This window comes from Rhizobium sp. SVR5-2C, assembly GCF_056755115.1.
Map to the genome: position 1 here is coordinate 25,979 of NZ_JBNDHT010000058.1, position 11,576 is coordinate 37,554.

General features: G+C 58.6%; 17 protein-coding genes. 6 read left to right on the forward strand and 11 right to left on the reverse strand.

Translation table 11 applies throughout. The features are described from left to right. Positions 1-3: 3 nt before the first annotated feature. Positions 4-1,044 (reverse strand): cysteine synthase A, encoded by a 1,041-nt coding sequence (locus ACPYOI_RS17815; protein ID WP_481418181.1) that lies wholly within the window; start codon positions 1,042-1,044, stop codon positions 4-6. Positions 1,045-1,367: 323 nt separating this feature from the next. On the opposite strand from ACPYOI_RS17815, the gene ACPYOI_RS17820 reads away from it, so the two are divergent. The 3 genes from ACPYOI_RS17820 to ACPYOI_RS17830 all read left to right on the forward strand — a co-directional run bounded on the left by ACPYOI_RS17820 (position 1,368) and on the right by ACPYOI_RS17830 (position 3,809). Next, on the forward strand, positions 1,368-2,204 hold the full coding sequence (locus ACPYOI_RS17820) for an SDR family NAD(P)-dependent oxidoreductase (protein ID WP_481418182.1): 837 nt from the start codon (positions 1,368-1,370) through the stop codon (positions 2,202-2,204). A gap of 178 nt (positions 2,205-2,382) precedes the next feature. Further along, positions 2,383-3,291 carry a S1C family serine protease gene (locus tag ACPYOI_RS17825; RefSeq protein WP_481418183.1) on the forward strand — a complete coding sequence of 303 codons (909 nt, stop codon included), beginning with the start codon at positions 2,383-2,385 and terminating at the stop codon, positions 3,289-3,291. A 59-nt stretch (positions 3,292-3,350) separates the two neighbouring features. Then, positions 3,351-3,809 carry a GNAT family N-acetyltransferase gene (locus ACPYOI_RS17830; RefSeq protein ID WP_481418184.1) on the forward strand — a complete coding sequence of 153 codons (459 nt, stop codon included), beginning with the start codon at positions 3,351-3,353 and terminating at the stop codon, positions 3,807-3,809. 17 nt (positions 3,810-3,826) lie between these two features. Here the strand turns inward: ACPYOI_RS17830 and ACPYOI_RS17835 are convergent, their stop codons facing one another. Further along, on the reverse strand, positions 3,827-4,126 hold the full coding sequence (locus ACPYOI_RS17835) for a helix-turn-helix domain-containing protein (RefSeq protein WP_481418185.1): 300 nt from the start codon (positions 4,124-4,126) through the stop codon (positions 3,827-3,829). Positions 4,127-4,392: 266 nt separating this feature from the next. On the opposite strand from ACPYOI_RS17835, the gene ACPYOI_RS17840 reads away from it, so the two are divergent. Next, positions 4,393-4,695 (forward strand): DUF982 domain-containing protein, encoded by a 303-nt coding sequence (locus ACPYOI_RS17840; RefSeq protein ID WP_481418186.1) that lies wholly within the window; start codon positions 4,393-4,395, stop codon positions 4,693-4,695. Positions 4,696-4,724: 29 nt separating this feature from the next. On the opposite strand, the gene ACPYOI_RS17845 is transcribed toward ACPYOI_RS17840, so the two are convergent. Continuing rightward, entirely contained in the window at positions 4,725-4,871 is a 147-nt protein-coding gene (locus tag ACPYOI_RS17845) for a hypothetical protein (protein ID WP_481418187.1), read from the reverse strand. Positions 4,872-5,008: 137 nt separating this feature from the next. Between ACPYOI_RS17845 and ACPYOI_RS17850 the strand changes: the two genes are divergently transcribed. After that, the gene (locus ACPYOI_RS17850; protein ID WP_481418188.1) at positions 5,009-5,254 is read left to right on the forward strand and encodes a DUF982 domain-containing protein; all 246 of its coding nucleotides are present in this window, start codon (positions 5,009-5,011) and stop codon (positions 5,252-5,254) included. 38 nt (positions 5,255-5,292) lie between these two features. Here ACPYOI_RS17850 and ACPYOI_RS17855 read toward each other — a convergent pair whose 3' ends face one another. The 5 genes from ACPYOI_RS17855 to ACPYOI_RS17875 all read right to left on the reverse strand — a co-directional run bounded on the left by ACPYOI_RS17855 (position 5,293) and on the right by ACPYOI_RS17875 (position 8,708). Next, positions 5,293-5,952, reverse strand: a complete 660-nt coding sequence (locus ACPYOI_RS17855) for an eCIS core domain-containing protein (protein ID WP_481418189.1) — start codon at positions 5,950-5,952, stop codon at positions 5,293-5,295. Between the two features lie 104 nt (positions 5,953-6,056). Then, the gene (locus ACPYOI_RS17860; protein WP_481418190.1) at positions 6,057-6,566 is read right to left on the reverse strand and encodes a DUF1643 domain-containing protein; all 510 of its coding nucleotides are present in this window, start codon (positions 6,564-6,566) and stop codon (positions 6,057-6,059) included. 132 nt (positions 6,567-6,698) lie between these two features. After that, positions 6,699-7,484, reverse strand: a complete 786-nt coding sequence (locus ACPYOI_RS17865; RefSeq protein WP_481418191.1) for a DUF1796 family putative cysteine peptidase — start codon at positions 7,482-7,484, stop codon at positions 6,699-6,701. 446 nt (positions 7,485-7,930) lie between these two features. Then, a complete protein-coding gene (locus tag ACPYOI_RS17870; protein ID WP_481423132.1) occupies positions 7,931-8,338 on the reverse strand; it encodes a hypothetical protein in 408 nt (135 codons plus the stop codon). A gap of 127 nt (positions 8,339-8,465) precedes the next feature. Beyond that, the gene (locus ACPYOI_RS17875; protein ID WP_481418192.1) at positions 8,466-8,708 is read right to left on the reverse strand and encodes a hypothetical protein; all 243 of its coding nucleotides are present in this window, start codon (positions 8,706-8,708) and stop codon (positions 8,466-8,468) included. Positions 8,709-8,853: 145 nt separating this feature from the next. Between ACPYOI_RS17875 and ACPYOI_RS17880 the strand changes: the two genes are divergently transcribed. Beyond that, entirely contained in the window at positions 8,854-9,051 is a 198-nt protein-coding gene (locus tag ACPYOI_RS17880) for a hypothetical protein (RefSeq protein WP_481418193.1), read from the forward strand. Positions 9,052-9,090: 39 nt separating this feature from the next. Here the strand turns inward: ACPYOI_RS17880 and ACPYOI_RS17885 are convergent, their stop codons facing one another. From ACPYOI_RS17885 to ACPYOI_RS17895, 3 genes are read right to left on the reverse strand one after another with little or no spacing between them, the layout of a single operon-like run. Beyond that, on the reverse strand, positions 9,091-9,726 hold the full coding sequence (locus tag ACPYOI_RS17885) for a response regulator (protein ID WP_481423135.1): 636 nt from the start codon (positions 9,724-9,726) through the stop codon (positions 9,091-9,093). Next, entirely contained in the window at positions 9,726-10,553 is an 828-nt protein-coding gene (locus ACPYOI_RS17890; RefSeq protein WP_481423133.1) for a sensor histidine kinase, read from the reverse strand. Before ACPYOI_RS17890 ends, ACPYOI_RS17885 begins: the two co-directional genes overlap by 1 nt. Further along, positions 10,550-11,305, reverse strand: a complete 756-nt coding sequence (locus tag ACPYOI_RS17895; RefSeq protein WP_481423134.1) for a hypothetical protein — start codon at positions 11,303-11,305, stop codon at positions 10,550-10,552. Before ACPYOI_RS17895 ends, ACPYOI_RS17890 begins: the two co-directional genes overlap by 4 nt. Positions 11,306-11,576 lie beyond the last annotated feature (271 nt).

Below are 11,576 nucleotides of genomic sequence, written 5' to 3' on the forward strand. Positions count from 1 at the left end.
GTCTCACGCTGTTGGTTCGTAAGGTATCTTTATATCCTGGGACGACGTCAGCCATGCCGGAATGGGCAGGCCCTTCGACGTCAGGAAATCGGGATTGAAAAGCTTCGACTGGTAGCGGTTGCCGTAGTCGCAGAGAATCGTCACGACGGTGTGACCCGGTCCGAGATCCTTTGCAAGCCGTACCGCGCCGGCAATATTGATCCCCGTCGAACCGCCGAGGCAAAGCCCCTCGTGTTCCACGAGATCGAAGATGTAGGGCAGCGCTTCTGCGTCCGAAACCTGATAGGCAAAGTCCGGCGTGAAACCTTCGAGATTGGCGGTGATACGGCCCTGGCCGATGCCTTCGGTGATCGAGGAGCCCGAGGACTTCAGTTCGCCGTTCTTGTAGAACTCGTAGAGGGCGGCGCCTTCAGGATCGGCAATGGCAATCTTGACGTCCTTGTTGAACGCCTTGAGACCGGCGGCAACGCCAGCCAATGTGCCGCCTGAGCCGACGGCCGAGACGAAACCGTCGACCTTGCCATTCGTGTCGTCCCAGATCTCCTTGGCCGTCGTTTCGATATGCGCCTGGCGGTTCGCGACATTGTCGAACTGGTTTGCCCATATGGCACCGTTCGGGTCGGTCTTGGCCAGCTGCTCAGCCAGGCGGCCGGAGACCTTCACGTAGTTGTTGGGATTCCTGTACGGTACGGCGGGCACTTCGACGAGTTCGGCGCCGAGCAGCTTCAGCGCGTCCTTCTTCTCCTGGCTCTGCGTCTCCGGAATGACGATGACGGTGCGATAGCCGAGCGCCTTGGCGACGACAGTCAGCCCGATGCCGGTGTTGCCGGCAGTGCCTTCGACGATGACGCCGCCCGGTTTCAGCAGCCCCTTTTTCTCGGCATCGCGGATAATGTAGAGCGCGGCGCGATCCTTCACCGACTGGCCGGGATTGAGAAACTCCGCCTTGCCGAGGATGGTGCAGCCGGTCGCCTCGGAAGCTCCCTTCAGCTTGATGAGCGGAGTGTTGCCGATCGCCTCGATAACGGATGGATGGACGGTCATGGAATCTGCCTCTGTGGAACCTGTAGTTTAGGAACGGTCTTTTCCCTTCACAAGGCTGGGTTGGCAAGAAATGCTATTCCATGCCTCCGTCTGCCGGGGCAAAATTAGACTTCCCGCCATACATCGCGCCTCGCGCCGTTTCCAGCCCGGTGACCCACGGATTGCCGCCCGCGCGGCGGCCGCTCTCGGAGCGCCTATTCAGCTTACCGAAAGCCATCGCCTGATCATCGGCGATCTAACCGGCCGAAAGCAGCCACAATGGTATGGTAAAGAAGCTAACCGAAGGTCAGCGGGGTATTATGCCGTTCTTGAGGAAGTCTACCATGCGCACTTTCATCGCCCAGCCCGAACATGGAGTAGCTTGGATTTCCGGCGCGAGTACAGGAATCGGCCACGCGCTGGCGCTGAAACTGGCGGGCGAGGGGTACAAAGTCGCGGTGACCGCCCGCAACCATGAAAGCCTCGCCGAACTACAGGCCGAGGCAAGCGGTCTTTCGGGCAGCATCATCGTTCTCGATGGTGACGTGACCGATCCCGAAGATATGGAGCATGTGCTCGCCTCGATCGAATACGAATACGGCGCGCTCGCGTTGGCGGTCTTCAACACGGGCGTTTACGTGCCTGTTCATGCGGAGGAGATGCACCGCGCGGATTTCGAGAAGAGCTTTGCCGTCAATCTCTCCGGTGTCGTCAACTGCCTTCTGCCGGCCGTCCGGCATATGAAGGCCAAGGGGCAGGGGCAGATCGCCATCGTCTCCTCCGCTGCCGGTTACGGGGGCCTGCCGACCGGTGCGGCCTATGGGGCGGCCGAGGCGGCGCTGATCAACATGGCCGAAAGCCTGAAATTTGATCTCGACAAGATGGGCATCCGCATCCAGATCATTTGCCACGGCTTCACCGAGAGCTCGTTGGCTGCCAAGAACCGATTTCCGATGCCGTCGCTGGTTTCACCCGAGAAAGCCGCGGAGCAGATTGCGGCGGGCCTCAAATCCGGTCGCTTCGAGGTCAATTTTCCGAAGCGCTTCATCCTGATGCTGAAGCTTCTTCAGCTAATGCCTTACGGCCTCTATTTCCGGCTGGTGAACCGCTGGACGGGGTGGCGCAACCGTCCGCTATCTTCGTCCGGTCACCATCCGGCGACACCGCATCCCGCGGAGTAGTGAATGGCTCGAGCAGCAGGCGAATCGTTCCTGCCTATGCCTTGCATCTTCTCTGGCGCATTCCTGCCGATATTTTGCTGCGGACCAATCCAGAAATTCGAGGCGCTGGAGCCTTGCGTCTGGCGCGCAGCGTCATACCTATATATGCGTCCAATGCCCGCCTCATAGAGGTCTAAACATGAGTAGTATCAACACCGTCATACGGTCGATCGTGGCCGTGCGCTCCATAATTCCGGAAGATGCCTTCACGGCAACGACACTCGGCACCCGACGGGAGGGTAGCGGTGTGGTCATCCGGGAAAACGGGCTGGTGCTGACGATTGGGTATCTGATTACCGAGTCTGAAGAGGTTTGGCTGACCCGCAACGACGGGCATATCGTTCCTGCTCATGCGCTCGCCTATGATCAGGAAAGCGGCTTCGGCCTGGTGCAGGCGCTTGCGCCGCTTGACCTCCCGGCGCTGGATTTCGGTAACGCTTCCAAAGCTAACATCGGCGATCCGGTGGTCCTTGCCGATGGTATTGGCCAGTTCGTGCAGGCGAACATCGTCGCCAAGCAGGAATTCGCCGGCTATTGGGAGTATTTGCTCGACGAGGCCATCTTCACCACGCCGGCTCATCCCTCATGGGGAGGTGCGGCCCTCGTCGATGCAGACGGCAAACTCCTGGGCATTGGCTCGCTTCGCCTGCAAATGAGCCATGGCGGAGAGGTCGCGGATATCAACATGGCGGTGCCGATTGACCTGTTGCCACCTATCCTCGACGATCTGCTGAACCGGGGCCGTGTCAACAAACCGCCCCGGCCCTGGCTTGGGGCTTTTTCCGCCGAGAGCAATGGCGATGTGGTCGTCATGAGTGTTGCCGAGGGAGGTCCGGCCGCTGAAGCCGGCTTGCGCCAGGGCGACATCATCTCGGAGGTGCGGGATGGGGAAGTTGAGGGGCTCGCCGATTTTTACCGCAAGGTGTGGAAGAGCGGTCCTGCCGGCGCCGAGATCCCGATGCGGGTCTTGCGCAACGGCCGCGAAGCATGGCTGCGCGTCAAGTCGGCCGATCGCAACAGCTTTCTCCGCAAGCCGCACCTGCAATGACATCAGCACCAATCCAGCGGAGACCGCGGCAACAAGAGCGAGCGCTTGCGAGGTAGGCTATGGAAATTCGCGCCGCCACACCCGATGAAGATGCTATCGTTGCGGGCCACTATCTGCGGATATGGGAGAGCTATGGTACGCCCGAGGATCATTATCGGCGCGATGCAATGTCTCGGATCGAAACCTTCATGGAGGAGGGACGCGCGCAACGCCGGCTGAGATCCTTTCTGGCTGTCGCCGATGGCGCGATTGCCGGCTCCTCTTCCTGCCAGCTCCATCAGTCGCCGTTTCCCGAGGTGATAGCCCCGCAGCATCGGTTGCATGGCTATATATGGTCCGTCTACGTCGACGACGCCTTTCGCCGCAAGGGTATCGCTCGCGCGCTGACAGCGGCAGCTGTCGACTATCTGAAGTCGATCGGTTGTACCACCGTTGTCATTCACGCCTCGGACCCCGGCGAGCCCGTCTATCGCTCCGTCGGCTTCGAACTGGCCAAGGAAATGCGCTTGAAAATCTGATAGCTGTTCTCTTCCGTTCAGCCACCGGCGCCGGGCGGCGCATCGTTCTCGAAAACCTCCCGGTACTGGATCGTTTGAGCTTCGTCGGTGTCGAGGGACGAGCCTAGCGGCCGTGCCAGCCGCACACCCGGACCGCCCGAGCCGGAGTAATCGCCATCCAGGAAGGCGATGCCGGCAGCTTCCAGAGCAGCCTGGATCGCATCCATCGTCGATTGCTCCATATCGATGCCGTTCTCAACACGATCTAATGTCGTGGCGGCGATGCCTGATCTGGCGGCAAGATCAGGCACGCCCCAGCCCAGAGCGGCACGCGCCATTTTGACCTGTATCCCCCTCATATGTACCTGCGCAAATTGGTGGTCGGTGGTCGGCATTTGATGCCGCATTACGATACGACAAACGCAACCTGGCTGCACCGGTTCCATATCGCACGCGAAAGAGGAGAGTTGAAAGCCTACCTAAAAAGAGTGGCTGCAACTAAGGCGATCACTCGAAAAGAGGGCGGCCTCTACCTCTTGAACCCAATTCGACGCACCCGATATTTTTGAATATGCATTGGTATATCGCGAAAGGAGGAGTGATCATGTTTATCAATGACGTCCCTTGGCGAGTTCCAGTCGCAATCCACCTGCAATGCGGACTTGAACGGACATTTCATACCGCCTTCGACGCCCTGGATTTTCTCGAAAACGAATGGCCTTTGCGTCATGGCGAGCGATATGATCGAGCAATCGACAAATGCCGTGGAGCGATCAGCCGGGCAGTTCCCGCGGAAGTGGCGCGCGAAGCCTTTATCGCGGCTTGCCTTGAGGCGGGGATGCCCGCTGTCGGGAGGGGCGTCGCCTCACGCACCGAAGTGCCGCCGAAAACCGCTACCAGGGCGTAGTTCTCCCGGATACTTGCTCGGTTCTACGGTCATTGGCTCTGATCGATCTGTGCCGGTCGTCTGTCGGCATAGTCAGGCTTTGGAGCCAGCAACGCTCCGATGACGATGACGCAACCCGCCGTGATGATGGCGGCGATGTAAAATATGAATGCTAGGCGCTCTCCGTTGGCGGTCATGGCTAAACCCCCTTGATCTCGCGGATACAACAGCGAGCGCCCATGATTTGTTCCTTGTACCGGCGATGGTTCCGCGGCAGCCGGAACGACTCGCCCGCTGATTCGTTGAGTCGCGTGATTCGTCGGAGTATTTCGTCATGCAAGTCGATGATCGAGCCTTCCAGCCGGTGAACATCAAAGTAGGAGACCGCTTTCGCGTGGTGGCAACGGTCGCCGATGCCTATCGGCTCATGGTGACCGAATGGCCCTTGAAGGAAGCGCCGGCGCTCTATCGGGCCGAAGTCACTTGCCTTGACGCGTTCAATGACGTGGCGACGCCCGAGGACGTTCGCAAGAAATTCCTGATTGCCGCCAGCGAGGCGCACCTGCAATATGTCGTGTGAGACGCCATCGAAGTCTTGGCGCTCGTCCCTGGGACGCGTCAGTCGGCTTTGGCGAACCTGTCTCCGGCTGCGTATGCTTCCGCCTCCACGCTGATATAATTGTAGATGTATCGCTCGGCGAATCCCTGAACGCCCCATTCCTTGTACTGCTGGACATGCTTTAGTTCATGCGCCCATAGCGCTAAGCTGCGGGCGCCTTCTTGATTGGCGAAAATGACGGTGTCGGACAAGGTGACGGCATGCGCGCCGTTGCCGAGCGCCAATTTGGCGATATTCCATTCTCCTCGCTCCCCGATCTTGTATCGGACTCGATCGTAGACATAGGAGGGATACGCCGATCCGAGCGCCACGCGAACCCGGCGAGGAATACCAGACGTGCGAGAACTGCGAGAAGCATCGCGAGACTCGGTGATCCATTGGGCGAGCATCGGTCCAACTAACACGGCCGCAAAATTCCTCCCCGTCTGACTGACGACGCGAAGCGTATTTTTGCTCTCCCGCATGGGATTGCCGCTCAAGCTGGTCGAGTACACTGAAAGAATTTGCCGGAGGGTGGGCAGGCGGGGAGCCTCGGCGTTTGCCGAGGGCCTCACTGGCGACTGGCTTCCGCTCGGATCAGACACGCGCTTCTGTAAATCCGGTGCCGCACCGCCGTGAACCAAGCTGAATGCCATGACGAGCGTCAGGAGAAGTTCCATGAACGTGGCCCTCTGAATATTAGATAGACCGAACGCATGCCTCGAGGAAAGCAAAAACAGCCGCGCTCTAATGATCGCCTGCCTCGTGATGCTTTCCGAATTGGCTATTCGGCGCTCCAGTCGATGAGAGGCGTCGCATATGCGAGCATCAATGGGTGGAGAGGGTCGCCTGCGTCGGTGAAGCCGAACGCCTTGACCGGCTTTCTGGCAGCAAAGATCATCGCTTTCATGTCGTCCAGGCGAGGCCGTAGCCTGCGCGGAAGCTTGAATCGGCTGCCCCAGCAGGGCACCAGAACGTCAGCCTCGGCAATGATATCAGCAAGATAGGCATCGTTGAGAGGGCCGATCGGGTCTGCCGCCGCGGCGAGCTTTTGGACGTTGCGGGCGCGCAGGCCGAAGGCGTTGCCGACGATGTATCGGGAGCCGCCATTGCGCACCGTGAAGCCGCTCCACTTCATGACCGTCTGATCGTCTTCTTCGCCGTCGGCCGTTGATCCGTTCACGCCGAAGTAGGCGAAGACCAGGCCGGTGCTGCCGAGGATCCGGTCGAGCCGCCAGCGGTAGAGGCTGCAATCGGAGATGGCCGCCGAGCCTTGCGTGAAAAGGTCCCTCATATGCCGGCTCCCCGATGCGCTCGTTTTTTCGATGGTGCGGGTTCCGCTTGCATATTCAGACCGTTGAACGATCCATGCAGCAACGCTTTCCTCTAGTCGTTCGAAGAATCTCCGAATTCGCCGAACGCTCGCTCAATGGGTGAGCGGCGAGGGCAAAGAAATGGAAGGCAGGCGGTCGCCCTTGATGAAGCTCTTTAGCCGCCTGAGATAGATCTTGGCTAGAGCGCGGGCCGTAAGGTGTAGGGGCATTTCCGTCTGGTTCAGCAGCAGATCGGTCCATTGACGTTTCCAGACATCGTTGAGCTCAGGATTGTCATCGTAGCGTGAGATAGCGTGCCCGATTCTGATGCGGCTATCCGGCACTGTCGCTGACGCCAGCGCGATCGAAGCCGGCACGATGTCCTCAATGTTGGTTTCCAGAACAAGAAGCAGAGACGTGTCGCCTCCGCGCCGCGCAGATATGGTGTCGAGGAACCCGCCTGCCTCGTCGATTAGCTGACTTAGCACCTGCTGCGCCGTGGCGGACGGATCGGTCAGCCGGGAGGCGGCGAGATTGCGGTAGTAGACGAAGTGCAGCTTATCTCTTGATCTCAGGGCACAGCGAAAGCGGTCAAATCGCCGGACCAGCTCATCATGTTTGCTGGTCGTCGACATCGGATTGGTGTGGATATGCAGGACGGTCGGATAATCGCGGTAGGCGACAACTTCAGTTGTAATCTTCGAATGGTTTCCGGGCATATAGGAGTCAGGTGCGCAGACCTTCTGAAAGTCATCCTGGATCATCTCGGTAACGGATGCGAGACCGCTATCAAGATTAAAGAGCCAATCAAACGGGTAGGATGCCTTTTTCAGGCCCAGCTTTTTGATCATCATCGCGGCGTTGCATGCTGCGCCGAGCGAAATATACTGATGCCCCATAATATTTCCCTCCCGCTACCTTTTATATCATATGAGCCGACCTGGTGGAGGCTCGACTTTTCAGGGTAGGCGGTGTGGTCCCCTTAACTTGGGCTCGGACATTTCCCTTCGCCTGACAATCAAGAATTTGCGCATCTTATCGCGCATGGGCGCGGCTCTTGCGATGGAGACCGCGCGCTTTGGCTTCATGCCTCCAAGAAATGAGGCGGTCGGGTAGTATCGGGCCTAGCCTGACGTCCAAATGGCTCAGTTGGTAGCCGATCTATCTGTCGTCTTGCACTTCGCGAACGAGCAACCGGTGGCGCTATAAGCCGAAGCAGGGAGTGGGCCTGAGATTTGAGCTTAGATGACGCAGCCTCAACCTCACCAGTCGGTGCCTTTCCGGATTTAAGTTCAGACGCGTCATTCCGAGGATATTTGCTGACGCCGTGGGCATACCTGACACCCTACCGGTAACCATCGCCATCGCCATCACGACCACGATCGCGGTCGCGATCACCTCGAGATAATGACGACCCTTCCAATCTGTCCAGCATCTGCAAGAGGAGGTCGGCGCAAACCTTTGTCGGTTCGTCATCGGCGCACTTGATGTCGATTTTGACGTCGCCATCCTGGATGTAGAAATGCGCGGCCTTTGATGGCGGCGGCAGCCGGCGATCACCCCGTCCCCTGCGCCAATCAGCGCGCGGGCGGCCCTCATCTGAGGGACTTGCTTGCGGCGCCGGCGGATTGGATTCGGGCGCCGCCGTTGTGTTGCCCGGCGGCGGAGGCACCGCATCGCTGGGTTGCTGGGCGAAGCTTGCGCCGGTGGACAATGCCAAGGCGACGGCCGAAACGGAAAGGATTGTTTTCATTGATGGGTTCCTCAGATTTCCTACGTGAAGGAACGCGCCGCACCGAGGTTGGTTGCAGCAATCACTGAAACGCAAATGACGAACACCGGTGACAGATCTAACAATGGACGCCATCGTGGATGGCGGCTTACCACCAGTAGCGGTAGTCTCTTTCCGCTGATGACTTCCCCATCAAGTAGCCGAGCGCAAAGGCCATGGCTCCAATCCCGAGTACGAGGCTCGTGGCAGTATGAGGATGATCTGCTGCTCCTGCCGCCACAGCGCTTGTTTCACGCCTGAGCGCGCCGGCGGCAGTCTGCGCTACCTTCCGGGCGCCGGTCGCTGGTTCAGTCGGCGTGCCAGTGAAGCCGGCGTCGAGATCGTTGGGCATGTCGCTTCTCCCTTGATTGGATCAAAGAGAAACTGACTACGGGGCGCGAGGTTCCCGTTTTCCGACTGGAGGCGGAGAACGCCTGGCCAGCATCCATGTGCAAAAAAGGGCTTTCCAGAAGGCGGGTAAGGAAAGCCCTTAACCTTTGCCGCAGGATGCAGAACGTCTGCGCCTCAGATCGATCAGAGCATGGATTATTATTGAGTCGGTGGAAATCGGACTGAAGCCCGAGCCGAAACGGACTTTAGTCTGGTTCTCCAGGAAAAATATCTGGGCGTTGGCCTCCATCGCGCATGACAAGGAAAATAAGCGCCAGCCCGGCGGCGCGCCGAGGCTCACCTGAAGCATGGCGCCAAGTGGGCTCCGCGAAGCCTGACTGCTGTCACCCACCGCGCGAGGCCATGTATTGGACGTGTAACGCCGCGAGCGTTGTCCGGTTGCTGATCTCCAGCTTGCGGTAGACGTTGTGGAGATGGATTCCGATCGTTCCCTCGGAGGCCCCTAGCTTTTGAGCAATCGTTCGGTTCGATAGTCCACCGCATATCAGAGCGGCTATCTCCCGCTCACGAGCGGTTAGGAGCTCGAATTTTCTCAAGTCCGCAACATCGGGTGTCTCGTTGGCCTTGGCTATAAGTTCTGCAGGCAGCCATTTCTTGCCACTTGCGACATGACGCAGGCAGTCGAGCAGCGCTTCGGGCGCGTATTCCTTCAGCAAAATCCCCCACGCCCCTATCGATATCGCATCGGCGATCTGGGCGCCACTCATCGTTGCCGTGAGAAAGACTACCTTCAATCGAAGCCGGTCTTCCTTCAATGCCCGCAACACCTCGAGTCCGCTTGTCCGTGGCATCGACACGTCAAGCAGCGCGATATTGGGCTTGAGGTCGCGAATGAGCGTGAGTGCGTCCGCTCCGTTGGCGGCCATACCCACCACCTTGAAATCTGGGGCACTCAGCAGAATTTGCTGGAGCCCACCAAGGAGCAAAGGATGGTCGTCGGCAAGAACCACGGAGTAGATCAAAGGGCCTCCGTAATTCTCGGTAAATCAATCTGAATTCTGATGCCGGGCGTGGTGCGGTAAACCGTCAGATCCCCTCCAAGCTTGCCGACGCGCGCCGAGAGCGATGAAGGTCTTGGATGCGTCGTACCGCTGGGCATTCCCAATCCGTCGTCAATGAATTCGACCTGTAGGCCGAAGTCGGTCTGACTGATCGACATGCGGAGCTGTGTCGCGTGCCCGTGGCATACCGCGTTTGCGGCCGCCTCTGACATAAGCTGTTTGATTTCGTGAACCATCCATGTGGGTACAGCCAACTCGAGCGGCCTAATCGAAACCTCGATTTGACAATTCCATTGCTGTGACAGCAGCCCGGCGAAGCCTGTCAGCGTGTGCTCAAGGGAGATAATGGCCGGGCTGCCGACGGCGCGATTGTTCTCGACGAATTGGCGGACGCGCCGCTGCTGTTCGAGGATCAGCGAGCTCACGTCATCGAGTTGGCGTTTCCAGTCGTTTCCTGCAGCCTCACCGGCAAGCTTAAGCTTTAGCCGTGCGGCAGTGAGATCCTGCAGCACGCTGTCGTGCAGGTCGCAAGCTAGGCGCACACGCTCCTCCGAGCGGGCGGCTTCAGTTGTTTGTTGTATCAGCGCGAGACGCTCCAATTCAGACCCCAAGCGTGTCGCAATGATCTGCGTCAGCGCGCTCCCTTCGTCAGGCCGGCCGGGAGAATTGATGACGAAAACACGTCCGCGGTAGCGAACGCTGGAAAAGGACGCAGCAGAAATCCGCCGAATAGGCTCGCCTGCCACTCCTGCGAATTCAGGCAGGTCGGCGATCAAATCGGTCAATTCCTCGTCGGCCCTTGGCGACGCTGCCGCATCGTCTTCATTGCGCGGCCGCTGGAGATCGTGGCGGCGCCAGAAATCCGCGTTTTGAGCCCGAGCCAAGAGAGACGGTCATTGGCAATGGCATCAAACGGCCATTCAGCGAGCTTAGCCAATCGCTGACGGCTGCGTTCCCGGTAGGCACCGAAATAGCCGAGGATGACGGCGGAGAAGACGAAGTAGGTCGACCGCATGATGAACAGGTTAAGCTCGGACTCGCCATCCCTTAAATCGGGCAGGCCGACGATCAATTGGACGACCAGCAGAATGGACGCACCGAATGCCGCTCCCTTCAGGCCCCAGCGCATCGTCATCGCGAGGAGAACGAACGGTAGAACTGCGAAGAAGGGACTGGTGAGTTCATCCGTCAGGAGCGTCAGCCAGACGAGGATCACAACATCAATAACGTGAATGAAAATATGGACAAGGCTGATGTTGTCCAATGCCTTGCGGATCGGAAAGATGACCAGCAGCACTGAGAAAAGAATATAAAGGCTTAATATAACTCTTGATTCATGGAGTGAGACCGGCCGGGTAGGATCAAGATAGATGGCGAGGATTGCAAAAGTCGCGGTAACCAGCCGCCCAATGCCGATGAGACGCTCGGGCTCCACGCCCAGCAGCCAATCTCCCGCTGATCGAGCTAGCCGCTTTATCATGTTGTTCGATCCGGCGGGAGCAACTCCTGCTTCCCGGCCGCAATCCAGGCTCGCCATGCGCAACTCCCCCCGAATTGTTGAAGGTTATTTTAGCATATGCGAATTCTTTTTTGAGTACACGCGAATCCCTAGAAAACAATCTAGCGAGAGCAATGTGGTAAAGTCGTCGCCTGGAAGAATAGAAGTGGCGTGGCTTCGCTCTCGCGTCTACTTTCGTCGTTCACCCACAGCTTCCAGGCCTTCACGATATATGAATTAGCCCCCGAAAGGCCCGGACATGCTCCACCACTTAGCTAAGTGGGTAGGAGTAATGTTGGTAATATGACTA

Excerpts from the sequence above, each read along its gene's own strand:
- ACPYOI_RS17815 (WP_481418181.1), bottom strand. The coding sequence starts at position 1,044 with ATGACCGTCCATCCATCCGTTATCGAGGCGATCGGCAACACTCCGCTC.
- ACPYOI_RS17820 (WP_481418182.1), top strand. The coding sequence starts at position 1,368 with ATGCGCACTTTCATCGCCCAGCCCGAACATGGAGTAGCTTGGATTTCC.
- ACPYOI_RS17825 (WP_481418183.1), top strand. The coding sequence starts at position 2,383 with ATGAGTAGTATCAACACCGTCATACGGTCGATCGTGGCCGTGCGCTCC.
- ACPYOI_RS17830 (WP_481418184.1), top strand. The coding sequence starts at position 3,351 with ATGGAAATTCGCGCCGCCACACCCGATGAAGATGCTATCGTTGCGGGC.
- ACPYOI_RS17835 (WP_481418185.1), bottom strand. The coding sequence starts at position 4,126 with ATGGCGCGTGCCGCTCTGGGCTGGGGCGTGCCTGATCTTGCCGCCAGA.
- ACPYOI_RS17840 (WP_481418186.1), top strand. The coding sequence starts at position 4,393 with ATGTTTATCAATGACGTCCCTTGGCGAGTTCCAGTCGCAATCCACCTG.
- ACPYOI_RS17845 (WP_481418187.1), bottom strand. The coding sequence starts at position 4,871 with ATGACCGCCAACGGAGAGCGCCTAGCATTCATATTTTACATCGCCGCC.
- ACPYOI_RS17850 (WP_481418188.1), top strand. The coding sequence starts at position 5,009 with ATGCAAGTCGATGATCGAGCCTTCCAGCCGGTGAACATCAAAGTAGGA.
- ACPYOI_RS17855 (WP_481418189.1), bottom strand. The coding sequence starts at position 5,952 with ATGGAACTTCTCCTGACGCTCGTCATGGCATTCAGCTTGGTTCACGGC.
- ACPYOI_RS17860 (WP_481418190.1), bottom strand. The coding sequence starts at position 6,566 with ATGAGGGACCTTTTCACGCAAGGCTCGGCGGCCATCTCCGATTGCAGC.
- ACPYOI_RS17865 (WP_481418191.1), bottom strand. The coding sequence starts at position 7,484 with ATGGGGCATCAGTATATTTCGCTCGGCGCAGCATGCAACGCCGCGATG.
- ACPYOI_RS17870 (WP_481423132.1), bottom strand. The coding sequence starts at position 8,338 with ATGAAAACAATCCTTTCCGTTTCGGCCGTCGCCTTGGCATTGTCCACC.
- ACPYOI_RS17875 (WP_481418192.1), bottom strand. The coding sequence starts at position 8,708 with ATGCCCAACGATCTCGACGCCGGCTTCACTGGCACGCCGACTGAACCA.
- ACPYOI_RS17895 (WP_481423134.1), bottom strand. The coding sequence starts at position 11,305 with ATGGCGAGCCTGGATTGCGGCCGGGAAGCAGGAGTTGCTCCCGCCGGA.